Origin of the sequence: Aliirhizobium wenxiniae (assembly GCF_014201355.1) — a bacterium.
Taxonomy (GTDB): domain Bacteria; phylum Pseudomonadota; class Alphaproteobacteria; order Rhizobiales; family Rhizobiaceae; genus Neorhizobium; species Neorhizobium wenxiniae.
In genome coordinates, this window is sequence record NZ_JACHEG010000006.1 from 1 (window position 1) to 26,025 (window position 26,025).

The 26,025-nt window shown below is 57.2% G+C and carries 28 protein-coding genes and 5 pseudogenes; 18 read left to right on the top strand and 15 right to left on the bottom strand.

Features of this window, described 5'->3' with window-relative positions; genetic code table 11:
* The 4 genes and pseudogenes from HNQ72_RS21195 to HNQ72_RS21210 all read left to right on the top strand — a co-directional run.
* On the top strand, positions 1-335 hold a 335-nt coding region (locus tag HNQ72_RS21195; protein ID WP_183995069.1), incomplete at its 5' end, for an Hsp20 family protein.
* A 73-nt stretch (positions 336-408) separates the two neighbouring features.
* A complete protein-coding gene (locus HNQ72_RS21200; protein WP_183995071.1) occupies positions 409-708 on the top strand; it encodes a DUF982 domain-containing protein in 300 nt (99 codons plus the stop codon).
* Between the two features lie 95 nt (positions 709-803).
* Positions 804-1,055 carry a hypothetical protein gene (locus tag HNQ72_RS21205; protein ID WP_183995073.1) on the top strand — a complete coding sequence of 84 codons (252 nt, stop codon included), beginning with the start codon at positions 804-806 and terminating at the stop codon, positions 1,053-1,055.
* 739 nt (positions 1,056-1,794) lie between these two features.
* Positions 1,795-3,248, top strand: a pseudogene (locus tag HNQ72_RS21210) (sensor histidine kinase).
* Between the two features lie 30 nt (positions 3,249-3,278).
* Here the strand turns inward: HNQ72_RS21210 and HNQ72_RS21215 are convergent.
* The 4 genes from HNQ72_RS21215 to HNQ72_RS21230 form a co-directional block, all read right to left on the bottom strand.
* Positions 3,279-4,442 carry a GAF domain-containing protein gene (locus HNQ72_RS21215; RefSeq protein WP_183995075.1) on the bottom strand — a complete coding sequence of 388 codons (1,164 nt, stop codon included), beginning with the start codon at positions 4,440-4,442 and terminating at the stop codon, positions 3,279-3,281.
* Positions 4,443-4,632: 190 nt separating this feature from the next.
* Positions 4,633-5,085 (bottom strand): response regulator, encoded by a 453-nt coding sequence (locus tag HNQ72_RS21220; protein ID WP_183995077.1) that lies wholly within the window; start codon positions 5,083-5,085, stop codon positions 4,633-4,635.
* Positions 5,072-6,175, bottom strand: a complete 1,104-nt coding sequence (locus HNQ72_RS21225; protein ID WP_183995079.1) for a histidine kinase dimerization/phosphoacceptor domain -containing protein — start codon at positions 6,173-6,175, stop codon at positions 5,072-5,074. Before HNQ72_RS21225 ends, HNQ72_RS21220 begins: the two co-directional genes overlap by 14 nt.
* 336 nt (positions 6,176-6,511) lie before the next feature.
* The gene (locus HNQ72_RS21230) at positions 6,512-6,901 is read right to left on the bottom strand and encodes a RidA family protein (protein WP_183995081.1); all 390 of its coding nucleotides are present in this window, start codon (positions 6,899-6,901) and stop codon (positions 6,512-6,514) included.
* A gap of 101 nt (positions 6,902-7,002) precedes the next feature.
* Here HNQ72_RS21230 and HNQ72_RS21235 point away from each other — a divergent pair, with 101 nt between their 5' ends.
* The 3 genes and pseudogenes from HNQ72_RS21235 to HNQ72_RS21245 all read left to right on the top strand — a co-directional run bounded on the left by HNQ72_RS21235 (position 7,003) and on the right by HNQ72_RS21245 (position 10,028).
* On the top strand, positions 7,003-7,644 hold the full coding sequence (locus HNQ72_RS21235; RefSeq protein WP_244654644.1) for a TetR/AcrR family transcriptional regulator: 642 nt from the start codon (positions 7,003-7,005) through the stop codon (positions 7,642-7,644).
* A gap of 71 nt (positions 7,645-7,715) precedes the next feature.
* Positions 7,716-9,146, top strand: coding sequence for an MFS transporter (locus HNQ72_RS21240; protein WP_183995083.1), 1,431 nt, complete (start codon positions 7,716-7,718; stop codon positions 9,144-9,146).
* A 127-nt stretch (positions 9,147-9,273) separates the two neighbouring features.
* Positions 9,274-10,028, top strand: a pseudogene (locus tag HNQ72_RS21245) (SDR family oxidoreductase).
* A gap of 564 nt (positions 10,029-10,592) precedes the next feature.
* On the opposite strand, the gene HNQ72_RS21250 reads toward HNQ72_RS21245, so the two are convergent.
* A complete protein-coding gene (locus tag HNQ72_RS21250; protein ID WP_183995085.1) occupies positions 10,593-11,114 on the bottom strand; it encodes an SDR family oxidoreductase in 522 nt (173 codons plus the stop codon).
* A 94-nt stretch (positions 11,115-11,208) separates the two neighbouring features.
* Here HNQ72_RS21250 and HNQ72_RS21255 point away from each other — a divergent pair, with 94 nt between their 5' ends.
* On the top strand, positions 11,209-11,631 hold the full coding sequence (locus tag HNQ72_RS21255; protein WP_373289522.1) for a winged helix-turn-helix transcriptional regulator: 423 nt from the start codon (positions 11,209-11,211) through the stop codon (positions 11,629-11,631).
* A gap of 36 nt (positions 11,632-11,667) precedes the next feature.
* Here HNQ72_RS21255 and HNQ72_RS21260 read toward each other — a convergent pair whose 3' ends face one another.
* Both HNQ72_RS21260 and HNQ72_RS21265 read right to left on the bottom strand, forming a co-directional pair.
* Complete coding sequence (locus HNQ72_RS21260) at positions 11,668-12,681, bottom strand: NADP-dependent oxidoreductase (protein ID WP_183995087.1); 1,014 nt, start codon at positions 12,679-12,681, stop codon at positions 11,668-11,670.
* A 61-nt stretch (positions 12,682-12,742) separates the two neighbouring features.
* Positions 12,743-13,054 (bottom strand): alpha/beta hydrolase family protein, encoded by a 312-nt coding sequence (locus tag HNQ72_RS21265; protein WP_183995700.1) that lies wholly within the window; start codon positions 13,052-13,054, stop codon positions 12,743-12,745.
* Here HNQ72_RS21265 and HNQ72_RS21270 point away from each other — a divergent pair.
* A pseudogene (locus HNQ72_RS21270) lies at positions 13,020-13,157 on the top strand (SDR family NAD(P)-dependent oxidoreductase); the annotation flags it as partial. The gene HNQ72_RS21265 and the pseudogene HNQ72_RS21270 overlap by 35 nt on opposite strands.
* Here HNQ72_RS21270 and HNQ72_RS30610 read toward each other — a convergent pair.
* Both HNQ72_RS30610 and HNQ72_RS21275 read right to left on the bottom strand, forming a co-directional pair.
* Positions 13,150-13,481, bottom strand: a pseudogene (locus HNQ72_RS30610) (ribosome small subunit-dependent GTPase A); the annotation flags it as partial. The pseudogenes HNQ72_RS21270 and HNQ72_RS30610 overlap by 8 nt on opposite strands.
* The gene (locus HNQ72_RS21275) at positions 13,448-13,636 is read right to left on the bottom strand and encodes a hypothetical protein (protein ID WP_183995089.1); all 189 of its coding nucleotides are present in this window, start codon (positions 13,634-13,636) and stop codon (positions 13,448-13,450) included. The pseudogene HNQ72_RS30610 and the gene HNQ72_RS21275, both read right to left, overlap by 34 nt.
* A 288-nt stretch (positions 13,637-13,924) precedes the next feature.
* Here HNQ72_RS21275 and HNQ72_RS21280 point away from each other — a divergent pair, with 288 nt between their 5' ends.
* The 7 genes from HNQ72_RS21280 (at position 13,925) to HNQ72_RS21310 (ending at position 18,195) form a co-directional block, all read left to right on the top strand.
* Positions 13,925-14,161 (top strand): hypothetical protein, encoded by a 237-nt coding sequence (locus HNQ72_RS21280; protein ID WP_183995091.1) that lies wholly within the window; start codon positions 13,925-13,927, stop codon positions 14,159-14,161.
* A gap of 356 nt (positions 14,162-14,517) precedes the next feature.
* A complete protein-coding gene (locus HNQ72_RS21285; protein ID WP_183995093.1) occupies positions 14,518-14,727 on the top strand; it encodes a cold-shock protein in 210 nt (69 codons plus the stop codon).
* A 124-nt stretch (positions 14,728-14,851) separates the two neighbouring features.
* On the top strand, positions 14,852-15,076 hold the full coding sequence (locus HNQ72_RS21290) for a hypothetical protein (RefSeq protein WP_183995095.1): 225 nt from the start codon (positions 14,852-14,854) through the stop codon (positions 15,074-15,076).
* A gap of 31 nt (positions 15,077-15,107) precedes the next feature.
* Positions 15,108-15,488 carry a DUF6481 family protein gene (locus HNQ72_RS21295; RefSeq protein WP_183995096.1) on the top strand — a complete coding sequence of 127 codons (381 nt, stop codon included), beginning with the start codon at positions 15,108-15,110 and terminating at the stop codon, positions 15,486-15,488.
* A gap of 99 nt (positions 15,489-15,587) precedes the next feature.
* Complete coding sequence (locus HNQ72_RS21300; protein ID WP_183995098.1) at positions 15,588-15,863, top strand: hypothetical protein; 276 nt, start codon at positions 15,588-15,590, stop codon at positions 15,861-15,863.
* An 83-nt stretch (positions 15,864-15,946) separates the two neighbouring features.
* Positions 15,947-16,939, top strand: a complete 993-nt coding sequence (locus HNQ72_RS21305; protein ID WP_183995100.1) for a sensor histidine kinase — start codon at positions 15,947-15,949, stop codon at positions 16,937-16,939.
* Positions 16,940-17,118: 179 nt separating this feature from the next.
* Positions 17,119-18,195 (top strand): sensor histidine kinase, encoded by a 1,077-nt coding sequence (locus HNQ72_RS21310; RefSeq protein ID WP_183995102.1) that lies wholly within the window; start codon positions 17,119-17,121, stop codon positions 18,193-18,195.
* Positions 18,196-18,203: 8 nt separating this feature from the next.
* Here HNQ72_RS21310 and HNQ72_RS21315 read toward each other — a convergent pair whose 3' ends face one another.
* From HNQ72_RS21315 to HNQ72_RS21330, 4 genes are all read right to left on the bottom strand, one after another.
* On the bottom strand, positions 18,204-18,512 hold the full coding sequence (locus HNQ72_RS21315) for a hypothetical protein (protein WP_183995104.1): 309 nt from the start codon (positions 18,510-18,512) through the stop codon (positions 18,204-18,206).
* 18 nt (positions 18,513-18,530) lie between these two features.
* Positions 18,531-18,914, bottom strand: coding sequence for a response regulator (locus tag HNQ72_RS21320; RefSeq protein ID WP_183995106.1), 384 nt, complete (start codon positions 18,912-18,914; stop codon positions 18,531-18,533).
* A gap of 227 nt (positions 18,915-19,141) precedes the next feature.
* Positions 19,142-19,327 (bottom strand): DUF982 domain-containing protein, encoded by a 186-nt coding sequence (locus HNQ72_RS31300; RefSeq protein ID WP_373289520.1) that lies wholly within the window; start codon positions 19,325-19,327, stop codon positions 19,142-19,144.
* 89 nt (positions 19,328-19,416) lie between these two features.
* Complete coding sequence (locus tag HNQ72_RS21330) at positions 19,417-19,569, bottom strand: hypothetical protein (protein WP_183995110.1); 153 nt, start codon at positions 19,567-19,569, stop codon at positions 19,417-19,419.
* Between the two features lie 478 nt (positions 19,570-20,047).
* On the opposite strand from HNQ72_RS21330, the gene HNQ72_RS21335 reads away from it, so the two are divergent.
* The gene (locus HNQ72_RS21335) at positions 20,048-21,124 is read left to right on the top strand and encodes a GGDEF domain-containing protein (protein WP_183995112.1); all 1,077 of its coding nucleotides are present in this window, start codon (positions 20,048-20,050) and stop codon (positions 21,122-21,124) included.
* A gap of 356 nt (positions 21,125-21,480) precedes the next feature.
* A pseudogene (locus HNQ72_RS21340) lies at positions 21,481-21,711 on the top strand (DUF736 domain-containing protein); the annotation flags it as partial.
* A 45-nt stretch (positions 21,712-21,756) separates the two neighbouring features.
* Here the strand turns inward: HNQ72_RS21340 and HNQ72_RS21345 are convergent.
* Positions 21,757-22,050, bottom strand: a complete 294-nt coding sequence (locus tag HNQ72_RS21345) for a type II toxin-antitoxin system ParD family antitoxin (RefSeq protein ID WP_183995116.1) — start codon at positions 22,048-22,050, stop codon at positions 21,757-21,759.
* 793 nt (positions 22,051-22,843) lie between these two features.
* Positions 22,844-25,873 (bottom strand): PAS domain-containing protein, encoded by a 3,030-nt coding sequence (locus tag HNQ72_RS21350; protein ID WP_244654642.1) that lies wholly within the window; start codon positions 25,871-25,873, stop codon positions 22,844-22,846.
* Positions 25,874-26,025: the final 152 nt, after the last annotated feature.

Here is a 26,025-nt window from a genome sequence, read left to right on the forward strand (position 1 = left end):
ACCGTATCTCGATTGCGGTAGCGGGCTTTGCCCAGAACGATCTCGACATCACCTTCCAATCCAATCTGCTGACCGTCACCGGCAAGAAGCAGGAAGCCCCGGCAGAAGGCTACCTGCACCGTGGCATCGCCGGGCGCCCGTTCGAGCACCGCTTCGAACTCGCCGATCATGTGCGGGTGACAGGAGCCGGTCTTCAGAACGGCCTGCTTTCCATCGATCTTGTTCGGGAACTCCCAGAGGCGCTGAAGCCACGCAAGATCAACATCGGCACGCCGAAAAGCGTGAGCGAGAAGAAAAACAATCCGGTTCAGATCGAAGCTGCACGAGCAGCGTAACTTGTCGTTCCGGGGCGCTGACGCGTCGGCGCCCCTCCATTTCAACAATCGGGCTTGGAACGGAGAGACAATCATGAAACCCGATACGTTCAACACCCCCGTGACTATCTTAACCGGCCTCGGCATTCCGACGCCGGTCAGGTCGGTATCACAGGCTTATCGGGTGCTGATGGACTGGCCAGCGCCCGGTCGAGACCGGGCTCATTCTATCGCCACGAATGCCTGTCTCGCAGCACTGAACGGCCATATAGAAGTGGAGACCGCGCGCGGCTTGTTTGCCGCGTTTGCCGAACGGCAGGATATACTTGTGCCCGACTTGGATATGCTATTGGCGATCCGCGGCAGGTCCAGCAGCGACCCTCATATCAGCTAACAGGTTAAATCGCGATGCTAGCGACGGATATCCAAGATATGGTCAGTGTATTGTGAGCTTGACCTTGATGGATCGGAAAGCCTGGGAGAAATGCGTTGATTGAGCATGACAATGAATGGAGCAGAAAGAGCGCCGAGGAGCATATCGCCGATCTCCTCGACGCGGCAAAGAGCGGGACCGTTCAGACGATCGTCGATTTTGACGGTAATTTCGAAATCAGGTTCACCGCACCACTCGTCAAGCCGGTAGCTCTTGAGCTCAACCCACCAGCTGAGGCGCAAGCGGAACCGGAGCGGTCAGACGAACCGCAGATCCCGACAGATCCGGCTTTCCCTCCCAGCGACTGAACGAAGCTGCTGGTTCCTCGAGGCGCGGGCTATCTTTGCCGCCGCCTTAGGCGCCCAGCTTCTCGCCCGGATCCGTTCGACCATACCGCACTTGGATTGGTCGGAGTTCATTTCTTGAATGCGACTGGCGCAAACCACCGTCCACAGATTGTCGATCAATATCGAGCCACATTATTTGATGATGCCGCACGGGTATTTGACAATTTAAAGCGAGCGCTGGAGGCGGTTCCATAAGGACTGCATTTAGATAGCTCTCAAATAGTACATATCACAACATCGCGTCATATGGACGTTTGATGGCTTCGTCCTAATTGTACAGCGACTAGAAATCGGTCCTCAAATTGGCGACATCGAGCTATGAAAGTTGGCATACGGATAGACGCGGGCACTACGCCGCATCTTGCGAAAATACGACCAGACACCATGGTTGATATTGCTCATAGATCAGTTTCCGAAGCTGAAGTCATTTCCGCCCATCGCGAAGGAGCCGACGCTGCCCTTAGCGGGGCCCACGCTTTCAGCTGTCCCTATCTCAACGACTTGGAGAATGCTGCGAAGTACGCAGCTTGGATGGAAGGCTTCGAAGAGGGTAAAGGCAGATAACGGATCTTTCAGCCTGCAGGATGATGCCAGTTGAGCTGAGATCAGAAGGTGTCTGCCTTCCCGTATAACCGATAAAATGATCGTAATCTGTTACGTGTTGAACCGGAAATTCCGATGAGTCATTTTTGTAGAGGGTATGGTCTTGGACAGCGTGAATGAGCCCGCAACCGTAGCCTCGGTCTCTCAGCTGCTGGAAACGCTGGACTGGGCCTCGGGTCACTTGGGTCCGAAATCCGAGTGGCCATCCTGTCTCCATGCCGCGATTAATATCGCGCTGCCATCGCAGGCGCAGATCGTCATGTTTTGGGGGCCGGATTTTGTTGCGTTCTACAATGACGCATACACGCCGACGATAGGCAACAAACATCCGCACGCGTTCGGCAGACCGGCCCGCGAATCCTGGAGTGAACTTTGGGACGACCTCGAGCCACTCCTGAAGCGCGTCCTCGATACAGGCGAGACGGTCGCCTGGGCGAGAGCTTCGAAATCGAGAAGCGATACGTTCGCGGCGACAACAGTCTCGTATGGGTTTCGAACTCGGTGTCGGCAATCCGGGACGGCCATGCAAATATCGCACAGGCGGTCGCTATATCCGTAGATATCGGCGAGCGACGGCACGCCCAGGAGATCGAGCGGCATCTCGCTTCGATGATCGCATCTTCCAACGATGCCATTCTTGGGATTGATCTCGGCATGACGATCACGAGCTGGAACGCCGCCGCCGAGAAGCTGTACGGTTACTCGGAGCGCGAGGCCGTCGGGCAGACGGTGTTGATGCTTGTCCCGGATGACAGGAAAGAAGAAGAACCGACAATTCTCAGACAGATCAAGGCCGGACAACTCGTAAAGCCGTACGAAACCCGGCGCCTGCGCAAGGATGGGCGGCTCGTTGAAGTCCTTCTCAGCGTCTCGCCGATCCGCGACGCCAATGGACGTGTCATCGGCGCCTCGAAGACGACGCATGACATCGGCAGCCGCAAAGAGGCAGAGCGCCTAAAATCCATCCTGGTCAACGAACTCCACCACCGCGTCAAAAACATCCTTGCCACCGTGATAGCGATCGCGAGACAGACGATTGGCCGCGACAAGGCAATCAAGGAGGATGTCGTAGCCTTTGAAAACAGGCTGCTATCGCTCAGTAAGGCGCAGGATCTGCTCGTTCACGGAGAGGGGCAGCAGGCGGACTTGGGTGCAGTTGTGAAGCAGGCCACCTCGCCGTACCCCTGCGAAGTCTTTCAGATAGACGGAACGAGCGTATCCATCCCGCCGAAAGCAGCGGTGTTGCTTTCGCTTGCTCTCCATGAACTGGCGACGAATGCAGCCAAATACGGTGCGCTTTCGACCCCCGAAGGCCGGGTGTCGATCTCGTGGCAAGATGAGACGCGTGCGTGTGGCCCGCTGCGGATCATTTGGAGAGAGCATGGAGGACCGGAGGTAACGACGCCCCAGCGCAAAGGCTTCGGTTCGACGCTGATCGATAGGCTCCTGTCGTCAGAATTGAGAGGACAGACCAAAGTTTCCTACGAAAAGAGCGGCGTGATCTGCATCATCGAGGCAGATCTTTCAAAGATTTCCGAGAGCTCGATCTAAGTCATACGAGGACCGGGAGGGAGAATTACTCTACCGGTCCATTACCGCCAACGGGATGTCGAGGGTCGCCACCAAGCCGTCGCGTAGGAAGCGTCTCTCGATCTTTCCCATCAGCTGCGCTTCGACAGTCCTGGCAACCATCCTAGTCCCGAACCCTTTCCTGGACGGCGTTTCAGGCACGGAAGGTCCGCCGACCTCCTGCCAGAGCATCCGGAACATGTCCCCTTCACAACTGCATTGCAGATCAATGTGGCCGTCGACAGCAGACAGAGCACCGTATTTTGCCGAATTCGTCGCCAGTTCGTGTATGACCAGGGACAATGCCGCAGCTGTCTTCTCACCCACAGCCAGTGACGGACAGGAACACTTCACCTGCCGAGCATCCCGCTTGAACGGTGCAAGCAGCGCATCGATAAGTCCCGGCAGGCCGCTCATAGACCCACCGCTATCTGATCTGACGTTGACGATGAAGTCATTAGCCTTACTGAGCGCCATTATCCGTCCGTTGACGCTTTGCACGTAACCGTCGAGATCGGTTTCGGTCTTTGCCGATACGATAAGAAGGCTCGAGATCACCGAGAATATGTTTTTGATCCGATGAGCAAGCTCGCCCTGAATGAGCGATCGCTGTTGGTCAAACCGCGCGAGTTCCCCTACCCGCTCCCGCAGGGCGATCTGTTCCTCAACGAGCGTGCCGAAGTCGGCGAGTATAGCCTGCTCCCGTTCCGTCCACTGACGCGGGCGGGAATTGATCGCGCATAGAGATCCCAAGACATGGCCATCGCCAGTCAACAAGGGAATACCAAGATAAGCGCGGACCTTGAGATCAGGAATTGCAAGATTGTCGCAGACGAGAGGATCAAGTGTCGCGTCATCAATGACGAGGGGCGCGGCCCTTGAGACGACGTGCTGACAAAACGAGTGCGTCAGCGGAGTTTCGCGCTCCGTCTTCCATGGCTCAGGAAGGCCGAAGGTACTCTTGAAAAACTGCCGTTTGCTGTCGACGAGAGAGACAAGCGAGACGGGCACCGACAGAGTGGTTGCAACCAGTCGTGTCAATCGGTCAAAGCGCTCCTCTGGACCGCTGTCCATCAGGTCGGTTTGGTAAAGAGCGTTTACCCGATCACTGGCGACATCACCCGGCGCTGGTGCTTCAATTGTCGGGGATGACGAAAAGTCTGGTGAGTGGGTCAAGTATGTTCCTTGGACAGTGCACGAAATTCACACGAGCTGTTACGGTCAGTTGCCCACGATAAGCAGGTTACTATACATCAGAACCTAGCGAAGCAAGCGAAGGCGCCGAGGGAGTAACCGGACGACAGAGGACGGTCCTGTCGGACAACCATGGCTTTCGATCGGTCCAGCATAAAATGGCTGACATGCATCATTTATCCCACGTGGCTGCAAATGCCGGCGAGGCAGTAAAACTATTAGGCTGCTGGACCGTTGGCGGCGGGTCGCAAACACCCTCCTGAATGTATTTCATCGCCGAGAGAAAACCGCTGCGCGACAGCGGCTTCGGCATGACGCCGTGGGCGCCAGCAAAGTCGTCTGGAATTATTTTCGGATTCGCGGTGACGAAGACGATAATCGTGCGCGGCCAGCGCTTCTGAATCAGCTGCGACACATCTAGGCCACTCGTATCCAGCGCGAGCTGGATATCGACAAACGCCAGATGCGGCTGCAGGTCATCGTTCAATTCCTCAGCATCGTAGAGCGAAGTCGCTTCCGCTACGACCGAATGACCCGCGTCCTCCACCATCATTTCCAGATCCATTGCGATCAGAGGCTCGTCCTCAACGATCAGAATGTTCAGGGGCGGCTTAGGTCTCTGCATGGTTACTGCTCACTGGAATTCGGATTGTCGCGCTTGTACCATCTAGCGTTCGATCCCATGCTACATCTGCTTCAAGCTGCGCCGCCAACCTTGCAATCAGTTTTGCGCTAATCGCGGGCATTTCGTGGTGCGGTGTCTTACTCAGCAGCCGAGTGCCGATCGTGACGCTTATGGTTTTCCCGTCTGAGTGGCAGTCGAGTTTCACGGCGGCGAGCGGAAGGTAGGTCTCGAACAGGTTTAAAAGTACCTCGTTTATAAGAAGCCCGGCAGATGTGGCTTTTTCCGAAGGCAGCACGGTCCGTTGGACACTTGAATCCAACGTGAGCGAATTATAAGCACTGGCGTTGACTGCATCCTGGATCAGGTTGACAACGAATGACGAGAGCTCGAAATATCTGACGTCGTCCGCTTGGTATAACCGGCGGTGAATGGCAGCCATTGCATCGACGCGCTCCATGGTCGACCTGAGGGCACGCCTGACGACGGGCTCTTCGGCTCCACGGATCTGCATGCGTAACAAAGAACCGATCACAGAGAGGTTGTTTTTAACCCGGTGGTCGACCTCGTGCAGCAGCAACGACTGCGCCTCCAGCAATGCCTCGAGGTCAGCCGTCCGTAGCCTGACCTCATGATCAACCTGCTCTTTTTGACCGGCTATCCTACGCTGGCTTTCCACGCGCTCGGTGACGTCCAGCTGTGAAGCGAAGAAGAATTGCACTGCACCGTCTTCTCCCCGCACTGGGCTGAGGTACAGGGCGTTCCAGAATGTGCTGCCGTCTTTTCGGTAGTTGAGGAGATCGATTGCTATATCGTCTCCGGCCTCAACCGCCTTGCGCACCTTCGCCACCGCAACAGGGTCAGTGTTATCGCCTTGTAGAAAGCGACAGTTTTTCCCGATGCATTCCTCACGGCTATAGCCTGTCAGCAGCTGGAAAGCCTCGTTTACAAAGACGATGGGGTTGTCGGGTTGTGCGGGATCGGTGATCGCCATCGGCATGCGCGTTGACCTCACAGCCGCAGCGAAAGGATCTCCCCGACCCCTTTCGGCATGCAGCAGGTCGGTCAGATGCCAATTATCTCGTTGGTCCATGATTACCGCTGGTTTTGTGACTACATTCAATGGCCAGGAACGCTTTTTGTTCCACAGGGCCAGCCAATGTTCCCTCGGGACAGGCCGGTTCTGCAACTAACCGGCAGTGAGAGAAAAACAACGCCGGCAGCTTTTCACCAGTCTTTATTCAATATGAGAGACTGGCGAGGTCTCGGGTTATCGATGACCTCGAGTTTTTATAAAACTACTGAGATATTTCTGCCTGTCGGCGGTTCATATCGGTTCACGAGCTTTGCGACACCATGCCAGCACAGTATCGCTCTTGGGCCGCTGGACGAGATTTTGCCCGCACGCCGATCGTTGTGAACCCTACCGCTATCGCTTCACCGCGACGCATTTCACCTCAGCGAGCAAGCCAGGATGCGCGAGTTCGGACACGCCAATGCGGGTCCACGCGTAAGTTCCTTTTGGAACGATTTCGTTCTTCGCCGTCCGGAAGACATCCATGTGCTTCGACATCTCCACATGATAGCTGGTCATCTCGACAATGTCGTCGAAGTTGCAGTTCGCGGCCGCAAGGACAATGCGGAGGTTCTCCCACATGGCCTTGAACTGCTCGCGCGGGTCCTGGATCACCTGCAAGTCCCTCGTACGACCGACTTGCCCTACGACGTAGATTGTTGCGCCGACCTTAACTGCCGGGGCATATCCAGCGCGGTCGACGATTTCGCGCATTTCCTCCGGAATAATGACTTCGCGATCCATAATTCTGCACCTTTTCCTGAAAGAGAGAAGCGGCCCAATTCGGGAAGGCCGTCGCCACGACTTCACGGCCATCTCCCTAGCGTCAGGAAATATCACTTGCAATGGGAACCGAATGGTTCCATATTGTCGTCATGGTAAAAAGCACTCTGACATCCCCGTCCGTCGGCCGTCCTCGTGAATTTGAGCTTGATGATGCCGTTCGCAAGGCGATGGGTGTATTCTGGGACCGCGGGTATCACGACGCATCTTTGCCTGAACTGCTCGAAGGCATGGAGTTATCGAGAGGCAGCTTTTACAAGGCTTTCGTGGACAAGCGGGGTGTCTATCTTCGTGCGCTTGATGTCTACATCGATGATGCCATTCGCAAAACGGGGGAAATCCTGCATTCCAACTCATCGCCGAAAGCCGCGATCAGAGAAGCCTTCTCGCGGCAGGCCGAAGAGTCCTCTGGCAAGGAGGGGCTGCGCGGATGCTTTGTCGTGTTGTCGGCCGTCGAAATGCTTCCCGCGGACGACGAGGTTTCCGCTCGAATTGCGCGCCTGTTTCGGCGACTGCAGGACCTATACGCGGCAGCGATCATACGAGCCCAAGCGTTGGGTGAGATTGATCCTGGTCTGGATGAGCGAACACTGGCAAGGTTTCTCGTGTGTCAGATCCAAGGTATGAGAGTGCTGGGGAAGGCAGGAGCCGCTCGCGACGCCACCAAGGCGATGGTCGACTTCGCGCTGAAACCGCTCGACTGAGTTCAATTAGGAACCAATAGGTTCCAAATAGGCGCATTTTGAAACACGCGTGAGCGGGTTCGCTTCTCGAGATGGAGAGAGATTTGACACATTCCAATCAGGCCAAGGGCAGTCTTGATCCGCGCAGGTGGACGGCGTTGGCCATCTTATTAACCGGCGCCTTTCTGCCGCCTTTGGATTTCTTCATTGTCAACGTGGCGCTGCCTTCGATCCGGGAGGACTTTCATGCCTCCGCCTCGACCATGCAGCTGATCATCTCAAGCTACGCCACCACCTATGCGGTCATGCTGATCACAGGCGGCAGGCTTGGAGACCTCTATGGTCGACGAAACGTGTTTCTGGCTGGGATGGTCGCGTTTGCCGCTGCCTCTGGCTTATGCAGTTTTGCCTGGTCCCCCTCGGTTCTGATCACCGGTCGTATCCTCCAGGGGTTCGCGGCAGCAATCATGGCGCCGCAAGCTTTGGCATCCATCAATGCAATTTTTCCCGACCACGAAAAGTCGAAGGCGCTCAGCTTTTATGCCCTGACATTTGGTCTGGCATCGATGGCTGGCTTGTTTCTCGGTGGGACGCTGATTGGCCTGAATGTCTTCGGCCTCGGATGGAGATCCATTTTCCTGATCAACCTGCCCGTGATCGCGATAGCCGCGCCGGCCGCGCTAGTAATGTTGCGTGAGACCCGGTTGGAGCACGCAAGGAAACTGGATCTGGGTGGAGCAATGCTGATCGCGCTTGCGCTGTTTGCGCTGATCTCGCCGCTGATCGAGGGCCGGGAGCAGGGTTGGCCGAACTGGTCTATCCTGATGCTTTCGGCTTCCCTCCCGCTTCTTCTCCTGTTTTGGCGGTATGAGCAGAAGGTGGGCGCCGCCGGCGGAGATCCGATCGTCGAGCCTCGACTGCTCCAGGTTCCGGGCTTGAAGCGCGGGCTTTTCTCAGCACTGTTCTTCTATGCGTTTGCCGCTTTCTGGCTGACATTCTCCGTCTACCAACAGGGCGGCCTTGGGCGCACGCCTTTCGAGGCCGGGGTTGCAATCCTTCCCGCGACGGTCGGTTTCGTCCTGGGGCCATTCGCGAGCGGGAGCATCCTGCGGGTTTTTGGCAGATATTCAGCCGCCGCGGGCATGACCCTGGAAGCGGCCGGGTTGTTCGCGACCGCTGCCTTGATCTCATTCGGTACACCAGAGTACCTATTCGTTGCCCTGTTCTTCATTGGCGCCGGGCAGGGAATTGCGCTCCCAAATCTCGTGAAGACTGTCGTTCAGCGGGTTGATCCGGCGAGGTCCGGTCTGGTCTCCGGTCTGGTCAATTCGATGCTCCAGATAGGCGGCGCCTTGGCAACAGCGCTTATCGGAGGATTGTTCTTCTCAATCCTGGGCTCATCATCCGATGCGGGATCCATCGGCCACGCCTATAGCGTCGCAGCCGTCGCGATTGGTCTTTGTCTTCTCATTGCAGGTTGGCTTTCTGCCGACCTTCCATTGAACAACAACGTCCACCGATGAGGGCCAACATTGAAAGTCCTGGTCATCGGCTCGTCCGTTGAAGGTGTGACATCTCCCCCTCTCTGTCGGCCACTCTCAGACTATCCACTTCTCTGCCGATCGAATTGCAATCTTTTGAGGTAACCCCATGAACAAAATTCCAACTCCTCCGCTTGCAGGAAAGCGAGCGCTTGTCACCGGTGCGGCGCGCGGTATCGGTGCGGCCATCGCTCTGAAACTGGCCGAAGATGGCGCCGACGTCGCGATCACCTATGAGAAGTCGGCAAGAAAGGCAGACGCCCTCGTCGCAGAGATGCGAGGGATGGGCCGCAAAGCCATCGCCATTCAAGCTGATGCTGCGAGCCAAGAGGCCGCGAGAGCTGCGGTTGAGCGGAATGCGGCTGAACTCGGCGGCCTCGACATTCTAATCAACAATGCCGGCGTCTTGTTCGCAGGTGATTTCTCATCACAGCCGCTGGACGAAATCGACCTGCAACTGAACGTCAACGTGCGCGGCGTGTTTCTAATCACGCAGGCGGCGCTGAAGCACATCCCGAACGGCGGCCGCATCATCAGTACCGGCAGCAATGCAGGTCTAGCTGTTCCGTTCGCAGGGATTGCTGTCTACGCAGCGACCAAGTCCGCCCTGGAAAGCTTTACGCGCGGTCTAGCGCGCGAACTGGTCCGCGGGACATTACCGTCGATCCTGTCCGGCCTGGCCCAATCGACACCGACATGAACCCCGCCGATGGCGCTCTCGCACCGGCGATCCTGCCAAGTCTGTCGATTGCCCGCTATGGTCAGACCCGAGAGGTCGCAGAGGCCGTTGCCTTCCTCGCCGGACCGGGCGCAGGTTACATTACCGGGTCGGGCATTCTCGTGGATGGCGGCATAAGTGCTTGAGCGGGACAACCCGCCGCCTGAAAGGCCCCGAAACATACAATTTCCCCGAAGAATTGGAGATAGTCATGGAATACGCGCGCCCTGGAAACACTGGCCTTGAGGTTTCCCGGCTCTGCCTTGGGTGCATGAGCTATGGTGAGCCCGATCGGGGAAGTCATCCATGGACACTGACGGAGGATCAAAGTCGGCCCTTTCTACGTAAAGCAATCGAAATGGGGATCGCGTTCGCGACGTGTTCCGACACGGTTGAGATCAACGCACGAAGATGCTGGGACCTCGTAGGTCCGGCAATGTCCCACCCTGAAGTCTCGCACCGGCGGTAAACTGGCTTAAATCTAGATGTTACGAGATTTGACTTCACCGCCGACGGTTCGCTTCCTCTCAAAGCCGTAAGTTGTTGTTGCATCCACTATTCGACAATTGGTCGCTCAGCGCCATCGGCTGATAGTCAACTCAGGCGTTGTATCTCCAGAGACGGGTCACAGTTCATCTCTGGAGGATCTGGTCTACACTGTGACCAAAGGTGTAGCTTAGATGCTTTGGACGCCCGTTGTGAGGCTGGCGTCAGACCTGTGCCATACCCCCGTCGACAACGAGCTCTGCACCCGTCGTGAAACTACTCTCGTCGCTCGCTAGGAAGAGGGCGGCCGCTGCCACCTCTTCGGGCCTCCCCATGCGTCCAAGAGGGATCATGCTGGACAGTGCATCTCGCAACTCCTGCGAGGTGCTTGCCATCATCGCGGTGTCAGTCGGTCCAGGGCTGACGACATTGACGCGAATGCCTCTGGTAGCAAGTTCGTTGGCCCATGTACGCGTAAACGAACGAACTGCTGCTTTGGTCGCTCCATACACGCCATAGCCCTTCGTGCCGATGTCGCCCGCGATTGAGCCGATGAGTACAATGGTTCCGCCGGATTGCATGAGGTCAACCGCACCCTGCGCTGCGAATACCAGGGACCGCACGTTCAGGCCGAATGCCCGATCGAAATGGTCGTCCGAAATCTTGGCAAATCTTTGCGAGATGGCTCCGCCGATGCCACCGACGCCTCCGACAACGAGTGCGATCTTATTTGCTAATCTATTCATGCTAACTCCATCATTGATGATGGAATTAGATATATTCTCTATACCTACGGTCAATTACGCACTATAGGTAAAGCAGATATCGCGGAGTATACCTATGTCGTTGGATGACGGAGTTTTGTCCACCAAGGCCAACATGCCTCGCCGGCCCAAGCCTGTCTCGGTTGAGGCTCTGTTGGACGTCGAGAAGGCGCGGCCGGTGCTGGAGCAGATCGCCAACAAGTGGTCTGTGCTGATCCTGACTGTATTATGCACCAGACCGTCGCGGTTCAACGAGATCATGCGGCGCCTCGAAGGGATCACGCACAAAGCGCTTTCCGAATCTTTGAAAAGACTGGAGCGCAACGGGCTTATCCGCCGTGAAGTTCTGACTACGACGACGCCGGTCGGCGTCGAATATACTATCACCGCGCTCGGCCGCTCGCTTCAGCAGCCGTTCGAGGCGCTGTACGCCTGGTCCATGGCCTACGGCCCAGAGCTCGAGCGCGCACAAGAAGAATACGATCGCCAGCGAGACTAGCCTCGCTGACGATCGCGCTGCGTTCTACTATTGCGTCTACACCCTAACTATAAGCTTGCCGAAATTGCGCCCTTCAAGAAGACCTATGAATGCTGTGGGGGCGTTGTCGAGACCGTCTACGATGTCCTCTCGATACTTCAACATACCGTCAGCAACCCAACCAGCGGCTTCCTCTAAGAATGTCGTGTGCTGCGCAATGAACTCCACGTTCATGAAACCCCGAACCGTGATACTCTTCTGCTGGATGACCTTTATGGAAGCAGGAAGCCGGTCAACGGATGGCGGTCCCAACGCTTCGTCATTGTAGTGGGAGATCGTCCCGCAGAGTGGCACCCGCCCAAAATTGTTGAGAAGTGGCAGGACCGCATCCCAGACGGCGCCGCCGACGTTTTCGAAATAGACATCGATCCCGTCTGGGCAGGCCTCGGCGAGCTGTTGCGCGAAGTCTGGATCACAATGATCGATCGCGGCGTCAAAGCCCAGTTCGTTTTTGACGAACGCACATTTCTCAGCCCCCCCGGCTATCCCAATGCGCGCCCCGTCGATCCTGGCGAGCTGGCCAACAACTGAGCCAACCGCTCCGCTTGCTGCGGCGACGACAACAGTCTCTCTGGGCTTCGGGCGCCCGATGTTGCGCAGTCCTGCATAGGCTGAGAAACCGGTCATGCCCAAGACACCCAGTCCGGTCGACATCGGAGCGGCATGCGGATCGATGCCTCGCAAATCGCTTCCGTCGGAGATGGCATGGGTCTGCCAACCCGAGGAGCCAACAACGATGTCGCCTTCCTTCCAATTCAGGTTACGGGACTGTTTGATCCTGGAGACCGTGGCGCCTACCATCACGTCGTCGATCGCGATCGGATCAACATAGGACTTGGCGTCGCTCATGCGTCCCCGCATGTAGGGGTCGAGCGAAAGGTAGATGGTCTCGAGCAGAACGTGATCATTGGGTACCTCGGGCATAGGCACTTCTTCGAGACGAAAGTTGGCAGGCTTGGGCGGCCCCACCGGCCTGGATGCAAGTACGATCCGTCTGATGGATTGTGACATGGGTGGATTCCTCAAAGTGTCATGGCAGACTGGCGCATTTCTAAGCGCTCGCGATTGCGCTTCAGTGTGCGAATAGCTGCTTCAGGAAGCTCATAGTGTCAGGCTGCGCGGCCCGGATGACGGTGAAGTGGTCCGTGTGCGGATACTCGTTGTATGTCACAGGTGTTCGGTCTGCCTTCAATCGCGCGACCAGCGCCCGCGTCGTGTTCAAAAAGACAAAGGCGTCGTCGGGGCCAAGCGAGATGAAGGTTGGCTTCTTGAGACTGAAGGTCGGGTTTGCCGCCGGATCATTTGCAGCGAGAAACGCGGCCATCTTCGGATCACTAGCCCAATCTTGCCTGAAGCCAATGCGGGTCCGGCGCTCAGGCGTCATAGTCAACGTCAGCTCCGCCGTCACGATAAGACCGTTGCCCGCTCTCTCGGTCTACAGCGCCAGCAAGGCGGCGCTCAATGCCTTCACGGAGAGCCTCGCGCTCGGTTGTTTCCCGACCGTCGCTGAAACACGCTCTTCCTGTCGAGCCTGGTGACGAGCATGTCGGTTAGTGAATCGGCAAGTACTCAGTCGCCGACAGCGTAATCAGCGGTATTGCTGTTTCCCGACAGCTCCAGGCCAACAGGCCCCATCACACCGATCGCCTCGAGGCGTGCGCGATGGAAAGAGGCGATACGCCGGGGAACGAGGTCCGTCTCACCGGGCCCGACTTGATCCGCAAAAAAAACGTGGACCAGCCGAGCTGTTCCAGGGACGAAGGACTTGGGTCCGCTCTCAAGGTTTGTCTCGCCCACTTTGTACGATGCATTTCGGCAGAGAGTTCGCATAGGCAGCGGCTTCCCCGGAATAGGGAAACTCGTCACCGATCTGACGATCGCCGTCGAAGACTTCGAAGGTCGGCCCTTCGAGCTCGACGATCTTGTAGCCGTTTACATAGTCGGACTTCGGCGTTTTCCAGACCATCGGAAACCCTTCAGTCGGGCCACCATCTCCATTGCCGAAATGGTGGCGTGTATTACATCCACGGAAGCTTGCTAGTATCAGGTGGATGGGCAAAAAACGATCTGTAAAATGCCGTGGCTCCGCGATCCAGTTGGCAGGGCGCCCGATCGATCCTAACGGGCCTGGACAGAACAAGGGAACGAGGCTTGCGCGTCGCTCACCAGAATGACGAATTTCAAATGTTGCAGGGACCATTTTGCCCCCCGACCCGTTAGCAGGCCAAGGCAGTTTTCGGCAGGAAAGACGATCATGTCTCAGCGTTTGAAAGTGAAGGAAATGGTGATGCAGGTTCACGAGAAGAACCTTGTGCTGATAAACATTCTTCGCGATATCGCCGAAAACGAGATTGGGAGCGTTGCTCCGGGCGCGACTGAGGCGGAGATCGCTCGGTCTCTTGCGGACAGGGCAGCACGGCGGGCAGAAATTGTCGGCGAAATTCGTCACGTCCTCGATAAGGAAAACCTGGCGCGCCGCGTGCAGGCATAAGCCACGACACGGTAAGCGCTGCCGGTGGATTTTAACATCCCAGTATATCGAGCAGCGCCGTCGGGTGATTTAAACGCTGGAGGATCCAAAAAGGATTGTCGTCCTAACCGGTCGCCAAGCGCGGGTCTTCTGCGGGTGGACAACCACAAGACGAATGCGGCGATTTTCGAAACTAACCGTTGACGTACCTGGTCACTTTCAATATAGAGGACTTATCGATCTTTTGCTTGCCGAGCTTTGTCTACCGCGCGATTGGCACCGCGCTTTAAGCGAACTTCCCTCTCAAAAATAGTCGGTTTTCGTCTGCGCAGCACATGCTTCGCGGTCGCTCACTCTATGCTTTGAAAGGGTTCATCATGACCACTGGCACAGTAAAATGGTTCAATTCCACTAAGGGCTTCGGCTTTATCCAGCCTGACAACGGCGGCGCTGACGCCTTCGTTCACATCTCTGCCGTCGAGCGTGCAGGGATGCGCGAACTCGTCGAAGGCCAGAAGATCGGCTTCGAACTCGAGCGCGACATGAAGTCGGGCAAAATGTCGGCCTGCAATCTGCAGACCGCTTAATCGATATCTGCTTCCCTTTGACCACGGATGTACTGGCACTGCCGGGAGCGATTATCAGTTTGAGGCCAGGCATTACGCCTGGCCTTTTTCGTTTTGGCCTGATGGCCAACGTTGAGGACACTCAATGACAGAGACATATAGTAAATCTCGCCAAAAGGCCGAGACGGCCTTCGGCAATCTCCAGACGGAGTTCTTTGCCAAGAACAATGCGGCGGAAGAGCTCCAATTCGTTGTCCAGGCACGTGATGCCAAAACTGTCAGGCTGCGCGAGGCGCGGCTGGCCAAGGAGCAAGCCGACCGGTTGTCTGCAACATCCAAGCTGCTTGCCAAACGATGCAAGGCCAGCTGATCATCCCAAACACAAAAGTTAGGAAGTAAATTTGAAACACGCTAGAAACAACGAACTCACCGATCGGCGCTCCGCTGCTGCGGATGCCAAGGCAGCTCTCCTCACAGCCTACCGCGCAGCAAAGAACGCGGCAGAGCCGACGCACGCCGCCAGACAGGCGGAGCGCATCTCACTTGTTGAAGCTCGCGAAGCGCGCCGTGCGGAACGGGAACGACTGAAGCATGAGGAGCGCACCCGCCTCGAAACGATTGCGGCGCAAGAGCAGGCAGCGATTGTGGCAGCCGCCGCAGCCGAGATTGAAGCGCGACAGACGGCCAAGAATGCCAGGATATCGCGTGTCCTCAAAGACGAGGCCGCCCGCAAGGCTGAACGCGACCGGCGTTATGCCGCCCGCAAGGCCCGGCAGGCTTAGCGCCCAGCCGTCCGCCCCCTTGGTGGATGCGGCCACGGAATAGATCAGGACGCGATATACAGTCGCGCTCGAACTTACTCATTCCTGAGGAGCCCTTTGATGGCACCGGACACGAACGAGCTGCAGGCAATCAATACCGCCTGGCAGATCGCGATCCAGGAAATCCTGCGCATGGTCATCCGTGACATGTACCATGGTGGTGGCGAAGCGGCCTTCAGCGCCCATATCAGCCGCATCGAAGAAGCGGCCGTCGACAGCATCCGGACCGACTTGAGGCTTCGGGGCACCAGCGAGTGGACGGAAATGCTGGTCAAGGAACGGGCCAGCAATTTCGTGACGACGCTCTTGACGTCCTTCACTTATGACCGTGCCTGAACTTTCTTATGGTCTTCGAGGTTGAACTGCGATGGGATTGCCTAAATCATCCCCACGTAAGCAGAATAGCCAAGCGGTCGGGCATGGATGAACACAGCGCAGAACGCCTCGCAGCCATCGTCGAATCTTCCTTCGACGCGATCATCAGCAAGGATCTTTCCGGCACGATCGTCAGCTGGAATAAGGCCGCCGAACGCATGTTCGGCTACGCGGAAAGCGAAGCGGTCGGACAGCCGATCTATCTGATCATCCCCGAAGACAAACGGGATGAGGAGGCGGATATCCTGCCCCGGCTGAAGCTGGGGGAGCAGATCGAACCGTTCCAGACGACCCGGCGCCATCGAGACGGGCGGATGGTCCCGATTTCGATCACCATTTCTCCAATCAAAAGCGGGGTCGGTAGGCTTGTCGGTGCATCGAGCATCGCCCGGGATATCTCGGAGACGCGCGAAAGCGATCGCCGGCTCCGCCTTCTGATGCGGGAAATCAATCACCGCGTGAAAAATCAGTATGCGGTCGTTCTTGCCGTTATCAGGCAAACGGCGACACGCTCGCGCTCAATCGATGAATTCGAGCAGCGGGTCCGCGAACGTATCATGGCGCTTTCTCATTCACATGATTTGCTGTCGCAGGTCGATTGGGCCGGGGTGAGGCTTGCGGATCTCGTGGCGCATCAGATCCAACCCTTTCACGCTTTACAGCCGGTCCAAATTCTGGGCCCGGAAATCGTGCTTGACGCCAACGCTGTCCTTAATCTTGGCATGGCGTTCCACGAACTGATCATGAATGCGATGCGCTTTGGGGTCACGGATCTTGGCGGCATATCCGTTACCTGGGGGCTGACGAGAGATCAAGGCGGCGATATTTTCGAACTCGTCTGGTCTGAACCGGCCGTAGCTTACGTCGATCTGCTGGCGCAGGAGGAGGGCTTCGGCGCCCTCGTCCTCGGTAAGCTTGTGCCCACCGCTTTGTCCGGCCATGCGCAATGGAGTTTCACGGACGAGCGGATCGTCTGGAAGCTGGCAGCGCCGCTGGCGCGCATCCAGATCGGGCTGGGGGCTTCGGCCTCGTCTTGACGCTGCTCGGTGGGCAAGTTGACCGGATGTCTTGAATAATCGGCACAGCTTGGCGAGCGATCCAAGCGCAATCCCGCCAAAGAAACGCTTCACGGGCACGGCACTCCAAAATCAGGATTCCCTTAGCTCACCGCCATCCGGCATGATAAGCAGCGGACGAATATGGTCGTGAGTCGCAAATGACAGAATCCGAAGAATCGCCAATGAGCCCCGAAACGGTAGCCGACCTTCCTCAACTTGGGGAGGCGCTGGATGATGACCGCTTCCGACAATTCCTCGACCACGTCCCGTTCGGAGTGGCCGTGGCAGAACTCGCGTCGGACGAGGTGCTCCTATACGCCAATCTTGAATTTGAGCGATTAATCGGCATTTCAGCTGAGGACGTGCAGGGCAAGCCATGGTCATCACTCCCGTTGGTGCGCTCGGTGAGTGGAGACCAGGATCTCACGACTGCCATTGTGGCTGGAGAGGAGTATCTGGGAACATTTGCGACATCTTCCGGGACGGAGCCCGATTCGTACATTGACGCGTGGTCAAATACGATCGTCAATGACGCAGGAACCCCTCTCTTTCGTCTTGTTGCTATCGCGACTGCGAACACTGGACAAACCGCCACTGACCTGGCCACCACGCTGGGAGAAAAGGATGTGCTGCTCAAGGAGTTGCAGCACAGGGTCAAAAACAATCTTCAGATGATCACAGCGCTGATCCGCATGGAAGCCCGAAACGCGCAACATCCGGATGAGGGTGAGCGTTTCAACCGACTTGCAGGCCGGGTAGACGCGCTGACGATCTTGTATCGCTCTCTTTCCGACACCAACGCGGATGAGACTGTCGACCTCGGGACCTATGTTAGCCAGATTGCCTCGGCGGTAATGGCAGCGCATGCGGTTCAGGGTATTCGCCTCGATATGAAGGTCGACACCTGGCCAGTCTCCGTCAATATCGCGATGCCCGTCGGTCTGGTCATCAATGAATTGATGACGAATGCCCTCAAACATGCGTTCAAGGGACGTGATGGCGGTGAGATTGTCTTGCGCTGCGTCGTGGATGACGCGGGCTGTAGGATCTCGGTTGCAGACAATGGCATCGGTCTCAGCCATCCGTCCGACTGGCCAAGACGCGGAAAGCTCAGCGCGATGATCGTGCAATCGATCAAACATAACGCAAAGGCTGATGTTGAGGTGGAGTCGACGACCGGGATGGGCATGAAGGTCACCATCGTCTTCGAAAAGCGAGAAGCAGGTCAAGCTTAGAGTGGCGTTTATCGCGCTGGGGAAATGGCGCAGACGCCAGGGATATCGATCGGCCCATTTTCCAGTTCCGCAACTGGTTGGGGATTTCCTCCTTCTTCAAGGCTGCTAGGTTCGGCGAGGGCGTAGCGGAGCGCATCACCTTGGGGGTGGTGGCCCGCGACCTTTAGAAAGTCATCCACTGACCCTCTCGTCTCAGTGCCGCCGGAAGCCGGGTTCGCGCGGTGGACGACGGTCGGTTCCGTTGCGTTTCCGTCGCGCTCCAGAAACCACCTGTCTCCGTTGGCGCTTATAAAAAACTCTGATTTTGTTTCGTTCATCGCACTCTCTTTTTCACCTTAAAGCAATGTAGCCATCCGATTGAGTTCAACTGTCACGGCGCCAACATCGTAAGGCTTCGAAAAAAACACCGCACGGGTACGGAGGTCGCTATCGACGGGACGCTTGTGGCCAGACACGATAATGATTTCGATAGATGGCCAACGGTCTCGAACAGCTCGTGCGAGCTTCATTCCGTCCATGCTACCTGGCATGTCTATGTCGGTGAACACGATCCGTATATCGGCGCGTGCCTCCAGGATAGCGATTGCCTGATTTGCATCGCTCGCTTCCACGACATCAAAGCCGGCATCCTCAACGAAAGCGACTGCGAACATCCGCACAAGTGGCTCATCCTCGACGACAAGCACAAAGCCTTTGTTTCGTACAGGACCGTTGGCCATCAACCTAATCACCGAATAAACGCTTAGCCTATATCAACACTCTGCTCGAAACACCGCGAGGGCATTGAATGCTCCGGCGCCCTAGATGTTCGATGGGCTTGATAACGATCGGGCATACGGGGTGTTGTTTGCAAGGTTGGACAAGCAATAGCCGCTGTGCGGAGCACCATGTCGAAATACCGGCGACAAAAGTCGTGCGGTACGCGCCTCCACTCTGCGTCAGGACATCAAGGAGAAGCGGTCGCCAATGCTCGTCTGGCCTCAGTGCTCGAAAACAGACCATCAGCGGCTGCCGAACATTTCTCGAGCGAATCACTCCATGCGGGACCCGATTTCCGAGCATGCCGCAACCAGGTCCGCGCCTGCGCAGGCGTTTCGATCGTAATCAGCAAACCGTCTTCCGTCGGCCGCACCGGTCCTTTCCATTGGCCCGTCAACGTCTTCTCCCGTTTTAAATCAAACCGACATAAACCGTTAGACTTTCGCCTAATAATGACGATCGTTAGGCCGCTATTCGACGAGCGGCCTTATGAATGGCCTTTGCATCGTCTCCATGCTCGGCCACGATCGCCTTGGCGTCTTCCAAGTCAATCCGGTATTTCTTGGCGACTGCAACGGCGCTTAAAGGCGCGCCAGCACCTTTTTCATTGGACATTTCGCTCTCCTGGGAAAATTGACCGTGCCGACCGCAAAAAGTCTGGCACCTTACCAACCTAGATGGGGTGGCTGATCGCGAATTTCCACACCAGTCCGCCAACTATCGCTTCCTCCAGCCTAGTTTGGTTTTGATCCCTGACGGCACGCGGCCATTAAACCAAATCCGAGCGCGGGGTCGTAACTGATAAGTTACCTTGATCCGCATGGGAGCATTGTCTTGGGAACCAGCCTCTGACCAAAACATTTCCTCGCTGAAATCGCAGTAGGACATCCACTTGAAACGCTTCATCACCAGCCCCCTCTTACCGGCGCGCACCGTTCCATCTGATCAACGCACCCACGTCGGCCCCTCTGAAACTCTTCCCGCTCGCTAATACACCTTACCGTTCGTAATCATGCGTGGATCGCCACGCTTTGCTCAACGCCGAGCGATCCGGGCTCGACGGGAAACTATCGCCACCTACAGGATAAACAGATTGACGACCGAGCATTCTACCGAACCCAGGAAGGAAAGCCTGGCGGAGCAACTGGGAGATTGGCTGCGAGAACGCCCGGTCGGCCAGCGATGGGCGATCCTGCTCGCCGTCACTCTGGTTGCCCTGCTGCTTGACGTCGGCACCTACCAGCAACAGCTATCGATGGCGGCGCTTTATATCGTCCCAGTGACCATCGCCTGCTGGACGCTAAGCACGCGACAAGCCCTTCTGTTCACAGTGGCTGTCGCAATAGTCGCTGGGCTACGTTACCCGATGTTCAGTCCCGACCCTGACTTCTGGATCGGTTTCAACAACAATGTCGGGCGATTGATTTCGTTTGGTGTCAACGCGGCGGTCGTCATGGGTCTCAAGCGCTCACATGATCGAGTAGCTTACCTGGCTACACATGATCCGCTGACTGGCGTGTATAACCGCAAAGCATTCGAGGACGAACTGAGACTGCGGTTGTCCAGCACGATCGGACCGCGCCGACCGCTCCTCATAGCCTACATTGATTTGGACGGGTTCAAGGGCGTCAACGATCAGCATGGCCATGCTGCAGGCGATCTGGTGCTGACGGCATTTGCAGCGTCTGCTAACAGCTTCACGTCCGAGGCGCAGATTGCAGGGCGGCTCGGCGGCGACGAGTTTGCGATCGCCATAGCCGTCGCCGACCATGGCGAAGCGATCAGAACGGCGCAAGACCTTCATACCGAATTGACGGCGGCGCTCTCGTCGACCGGTTATCTGGTAGGTTGCAGCGTGGGGGCACTCTTCGTTGACGTAAGCGATGGTCGCTCAGCCGAGCAGTTGATCATCGCCGGCGACAATCTCATGTATGCGGCGAAAAATGCCGGCAAAGGCAAGGTCCAGTTGTCCATGGGACCACACGCGAGCAGGTACTCGTCGAACCGAGACTTTGGAACTGCTATCAGGAGGAGCGCAAGCCCTGCTCCTTCACTAGAAACAGCGCTTAAGTCGAGCTCGGCTCCTGAGGGCGGCTACGGTCACGCTGAGTACCTCCGGCCGAGTCACGCGGCAGCCCACAGAGGTTCCCCGACAGGAAGTTTCGGCTAAGTACTCTGTCAGGTCAGCTGGGCGATGAAGACATGTATGTAATTGTCCCGCGCAGATGACGCCATAGTCTCAACCTTTGATCCGCCAAGCTGGCACGTCCACTGCGGTCTCGATGAGGTACGTCTGACCAAAGGCCGCCTCGCTGTGCTCGGCTCGATCGGCGTCCGCAACGGCCGCATCGTTTCCTTCCCCTGTGCGTTTCGCTTCCATTCCTCGCAATGCAAAGAAAGCTTCCCCTTGGCCGTCCTCCACCTTGTTTCAGCCTTTCAGATGCGGGCCGCTCGTCTCCGGTCCTATCGACTGCCATGAAGCCGCGATGGACGCGGCCCGAACAACCGAAAAGGAATCCGACGTTGGCAACCATCCGGACCGTCGAGCGCACGTCTGATAAAGGACCCGACTACCGCATCCTGGCGGGGGCAAGGGAGTTCGGCGCAGCCTGGAATAAAACTTCGAACGAAGGCCGCGACCATCTCTCGGTCAAGCAAGAAGCCCCGAGCTTCCCGGCCCCGATCTGCGCAACGGTGATCGAGGTCGAAGGCGAGGAAGGCCTCACCCTCATCTGGTCCCGGTCCAACAGGGACTGATCCGGAGTGCCCCGCCCGTGAGGGCAGGGCTCTCCATGTCAGAGATCACTTGTTTAGTTTATCCTTGAGCGTCTTGGCCGGCGCGAAGGTCAGTTTGTCTTCCTCAAGCACTGCATCAAAATCCACTTCGACGGCAGGTCCGCTCGCTTTGCCTTCTTCCCACATCGCACGTAGCTTAGCGATATCGTCGCGCTTCTGCATCCACTTGGCCGACCAGTCACGCATGGCCTCGCGTACAACCTCGCTCGCGCTGGCATACGCGCCGCTATTAACGGCATCGCGCAACAGCTCTGCGTGTTGCGGGGTCATCGAGACGCTGACTTTTTCAACATTGGGCATAGCTACATGACTTCGTTTGGTAGTAATTATTACCACCAAACGTATGGCGCGGCAACTTCTCCGTTACAGCGCACGTGTACCGGCTCGCTTTAGCGTCACTGGGGCAATCCGTCGGATGGAGCCGGAACTCTGCCGGTCCAATAGCCGGATCGCTCGAAACGTCCATTACGATCAACGGCACGCTTCGGTAGCGGGCGTCCATTGTATGAACACCGAACTGATGGGAGGTAAACTGGTGGGGAAACTCCGACCGTCGCACGACCGTCGTTGGCGGACGGTCGCACGAACTGGGCGTGGATGGTGCCGGTCTCCGCACCCAGAGCGCCATCCACTTCAGCGTACATTGCTCGATCGACGCCCAGAATGTCCCGTGCGTCTAAAATCGGCCTCAGGGCGACGCTCAGCTCAAGCAAAAAAGCTTGTTTCTTCTCCCGTGCGCGATGCGCGGCCTCGGTTGTGGCGAGTTGCGCCGCTGCCTCAGCCAGACGGTGCTCCAGCAGCCTGATATTTTCGGACGTCTGCACTGCCTGCGCCTCCCGCTTCGAATGCTCGAGAATGCCCGAAGTTTCCAAACATTCCTAACTGTCATCGCGAATGAGATATTGTCGGAAGAATGTATTTCCAATAGTGTATTTCCCGGGATGTCCGTTGACCGCACGGAGCTCAAAACCGCTTTTTTAGCTTTCTTGGCTAGGCGGGCGATCCGGTAACGGCCCCCATATCGGTCGCTCCGACCAAGTGGTTGACAAGGTGGGATAAAGCCAACAAATGACGGGTAGGCGGTTCGTGTCCTTTAAGGCTTTTGAGATCCGGACCTCAATGTGGCCAAGGCTTCCCTAAGTTCCTCGACCTTGAATGGCTTCGTCAGTCTGGGCACATCAGGTGCGATACCCCCAACGTCCGCATATCCTGAAATAATCAGACAGGGCAGTTCCGGCCGGGTGAGCTTCACACGGCGCGCCAGCTCTACCCCATCCATGCCCGGCATCAGATGGTCCGTGACAAGCAGTTTCAGGACCGGCATACGGTCCAGCGCCGCCAGTGCGGCCTCTCCGCTGGACGCTTCCACGACCTCAAAACCGAGCTCGTCCAGCATATGGGCTGCACTGCTGCGGACAACATCTTCGTCGTCGACGAGCAATACTGTTCCGCGATGGGTAGGAGACGCAGCGGTTGCGTCCACACTCTTCGGAAAAGGAACAGGGGCAACGTCGGCCTCGGGCAACCAGAGCTCGACGTTCGTGCCTACCCCCTGCCGGCTGAAGATACGGATGCCTCCGCCAAGTTGCTGAGCAAGACCGTGCACCATCGACAGGCCAAGTCCGGTCCCTTGTCCCAAGCCCTTTGTCGAGAAAAAGGGCTCGATTGCGCGAGCCATGGTTTCTTCGCTCATCCCCTCACCGGTGTCAGCTACCGAGATTGTCACGTAGCGGCCACGTTTCAGATCGCTCTCCGCATCGGCCAGAATTTCGCGGGAACTCGCAGTGATGCGCAATGTGCCGCCAGTCGGCATTGCGTCCCTTGCGTTGACGCTTAGGTTCAGGAGCGCCATCTCCACCTGGTTATAGTCGGCGCGTGCAGCCGGCAAATGTTCTGGGGTATCGATTGCGACCAGGATTTGCGGACCCGTGGTGCTACTGACCAATTCACCCATGCCGGTTACCAACGTTTTCACGTCAATCGCAGTCGGCTGAAGCGGCTGTCGCCGAGCGAACGCGAGAAGTCGCTGGACGAGAATTCGGGCCCGCTCGGCCGACTGTAGCGCGCCACCGATCAGTTTGCGCTCCCGATCGTTGCCAATCTGTCTGCGCACGAGCATGTCGAGCGAGCCGATGATGGGGGTCAGCAAGTTGTTGAAGTCATGCGCGACACCACCGGTCAGTTGGCCGAGTGCCTCGACCTTCTGCGACTGTCGAAGCTGTTCCTCTGCATCCGCCAGGCGACGTTGCTCTGCCAGGCGCTCGGTGACGTCGTATGCGATCTGATAAGCGCCGATCTGATGTCCCGCAGCATCTCGCAGAACATTGAAGTTCAGCTCGAACCAGCGCTTAGACAGGTTGCCGTCTCCGAACTCGTCCAGCAGTGTAAATTCTTCACCCGCAAGTGCGCGAGACCATGTGCGACGCACATGCTCGCGCTGCTCAGGCAGATGATCGAGCACGTCGAGCATGGACGCCCCGATCACCGGGCGCACGCCATAGACCTGTTCGAAAGCTTTGGCCCCCGCCTTGTTCATCGCCAGCCAACGATATCGATGGTCCGCCACAAAGATGATGGCTGTCGTATTCTCAACGACATCGGCCAAGAGTTTAGGTTCGGCCAGACCCTCGGCGACGCGAGCTTCCAAGGTGTCGTTGAGTTCGCGTAAGGCTACTTCTGTCTTTTTGCGTTCGGTGATGTCGATCGCAGTTCCGATCACCCGCAGACAGCGGTCGCCCTCGAATACACCACGCCCCTTTGCTGCGACCCAGCGGGTAATACCGTCCTCCTTGCCGATCGTCCGATACTCGACGTCGTAAACGGCGCGAACGTCCGGGTTCGCCGCAGCCGCGTAGGCGATTGAAGTCCGTTCAAGGTCGTCTGGATGAAGGCCGCTATAGTAGTCTTGCATGGAGACAGGCACGTCTGGCGAAATCCCGAACATTGCCTTGACGCGCGGCGGCCAGAACAGAGTGCCCGCAACCACGTCCACGTCCCAAAGGCCGATTTCCGCCGCATCGATGGCGAGCCGCAGTTGCTCTTCGCTTGCGCGAAGGTTGGCTTCAGCCCCGACGCGCTCAACATGCGCCCATGATCTTTCCGTGACTTCGCGAATAAGATTCAGTTCATAGCCGGACCATTTATGCGGCTTCCTGTCATGAATAGCCATCAAAGCGGCTAACCGGCCGTTTTTTACCAGCGGCATGCAGATCGTCGCAGTGATGCCGATATCCTGAAAAGTCTTCGCCTCTTCAGGCGCAATCTCATTGAGATTGTCGTTGATGATCAGGGAGCGGCCTGCCGACAATTCCTGAACCGCAAGCTTGCCGAAATCGGCAAGGCTGTAATGTCCAATGATCGAGGGCGATCCAGGCGCGTGCCAGTTGCCGCGGATTGTAAAGCCGTCCTGATCGGGATCCATATCGGCGTAAGCGCAATTGGAGAGGTCCAAATGCGCGGCGACCATACGTGTCGTGACGGCGAGGACGTCGTTAGCGTCCTGCAGGCCGGCGATAGCCTGGCCAAGATCGTCGAGGAACCGATATAGTTCTTCGCTTTGCGCCAGCCGCCGTTCCGCGAGCACGCGCTGCGTGATATCGAAGACCATGGCAAGCGAGCCGATCGGCTGGCCGCTGCCGTTTCTTATCGGAAGATACTCCAGGTCCATCCAGACCTGTTCCGCCCTGCCATGCCTCCAGAGCTCAAGCTCCTGAGCATGGACGCTCAGCGGTTGACCACGCAATCCTGCAGCAATCACGCGTGCATTGAAGTCGGCGGCTTCAGGCCAGACGTCCAGCAGCTTGCCGCCCAGCGCCGCCGGGTGGCGCGGTCCGCAAATCGCCGCATAGCCATCGTTATAGATGAGAATTCCTTCTGGACCCCAAATAATTGCCATCGGCACTGGTGACGCCAGCATTGTCTGGGCGTTCGCCCTCAACTCCGCGGGCCATGAGCCAATTGGCCCAAGCGGTGTCGACCCCCAGTCCATCTGCCTGATGGCATCACCGGCTTGTCCGCCGCCAACGAGCCCTGAGCCATCGAGGCACTGTTTCGCATCATCCATCGTTCGAAGCCTGCGTCCTACTGGTTGACCAGAGTGCTTATAACTGATCGTCGAGTTCAAAAACGACGGAGCGGAACAACCTTGCGGATGCGCCCGGGTACCGTCTGTCATGGAACATTTATGGCGGCAACAGCTTCACGTGTAGAGCAAGAGAAATAACGAGCCCGAGTTGGTCCCCTCGTGCACGGTCGCGATGATCCGTTGGGCGTCTA

Coding starts and splice junctions, on each gene's coding strand:
- HNQ72_RS21200 (WP_183995071.1), top strand. CDS start 409: ATGAAACCCGATACGTTCAACACCCCCGTGACTATCTTAACCGGCCTC.
- HNQ72_RS21220 (WP_183995077.1), bottom strand. CDS start 5,085: ATGCAGAGACCTAAGCCGCCCCTGAACATTCTGATCGTTGAGGACGAG.
- HNQ72_RS21225 (WP_183995079.1), bottom strand. CDS start 6,175: ATGGACCAACGAGATAATTGGCATCTGACCGACCTGCTGCATGCCGAA.
- HNQ72_RS21230 (WP_183995081.1), bottom strand. CDS start 6,901: ATGGATCGCGAAGTCATTATTCCGGAGGAAATGCGCGAAATCGTCGAC.
- HNQ72_RS21235 (WP_244654644.1), top strand. CDS start 7,003: ATGGGAACCGAATGGTTCCATATTGTCGTCATGGTAAAAAGCACTCTG.
- HNQ72_RS21240 (WP_183995083.1), top strand. CDS start 7,716: ATGGAGAGAGATTTGACACATTCCAATCAGGCCAAGGGCAGTCTTGAT.
- HNQ72_RS21250 (WP_183995085.1), bottom strand. CDS start 11,114: ATGAATAGATTAGCAAATAAGATCGCACTCGTTGTCGGAGGCGTCGGT.
- HNQ72_RS21255 (WP_373289522.1), top strand. CDS start 11,209: ATGTCGTTGGATGACGGAGTTTTGTCCACCAAGGCCAACATGCCTCGC.
- HNQ72_RS21260 (WP_183995087.1), bottom strand. CDS start 12,681: ATGTCACAATCCATCAGACGGATCGTACTTGCATCCAGGCCGGTGGGG.
- HNQ72_RS21265 (WP_183995700.1), bottom strand. CDS start 13,054: ATGACGCCTGAGCGCCGGACCCGCATTGGCTTCAGGCAAGATTGGGCT.
- HNQ72_RS21275 (WP_183995089.1), bottom strand. CDS start 13,636: ATGGTCTGGAAAACGCCGAAGTCCGACTATGTAAACGGCTACAAGATC.
- HNQ72_RS21280 (WP_183995091.1), top strand. CDS start 13,925: ATGTCTCAGCGTTTGAAAGTGAAGGAAATGGTGATGCAGGTTCACGAG.
- HNQ72_RS21285 (WP_183995093.1), top strand. CDS start 14,518: ATGACCACTGGCACAGTAAAATGGTTCAATTCCACTAAGGGCTTCGGC.
- HNQ72_RS21290 (WP_183995095.1), top strand. CDS start 14,852: ATGACAGAGACATATAGTAAATCTCGCCAAAAGGCCGAGACGGCCTTC.
- HNQ72_RS21300 (WP_183995098.1), top strand. CDS start 15,588: ATGGCACCGGACACGAACGAGCTGCAGGCAATCAATACCGCCTGGCAG.
- HNQ72_RS21305 (WP_183995100.1), top strand. CDS start 15,947: ATGGATGAACACAGCGCAGAACGCCTCGCAGCCATCGTCGAATCTTCC.
- HNQ72_RS21310 (WP_183995102.1), top strand. CDS start 17,119: ATGACAGAATCCGAAGAATCGCCAATGAGCCCCGAAACGGTAGCCGAC.
- HNQ72_RS21315 (WP_183995104.1), bottom strand. CDS start 18,512: ATGAACGAAACAAAATCAGAGTTTTTTATAAGCGCCAACGGAGACAGG.
- HNQ72_RS21320 (WP_183995106.1), bottom strand. CDS start 18,914: ATGGCCAACGGTCCTGTACGAAACAAAGGCTTTGTGCTTGTCGTCGAG.
- HNQ72_RS21330 (WP_183995110.1), bottom strand. CDS start 19,569: ATGTCCAATGAAAAAGGTGCTGGCGCGCCTTTAAGCGCCGTTGCAGTC.
- HNQ72_RS21345 (WP_183995116.1), bottom strand. CDS start 22,050: ATGCCCAATGTTGAAAAAGTCAGCGTCTCGATGACCCCGCAACACGCA.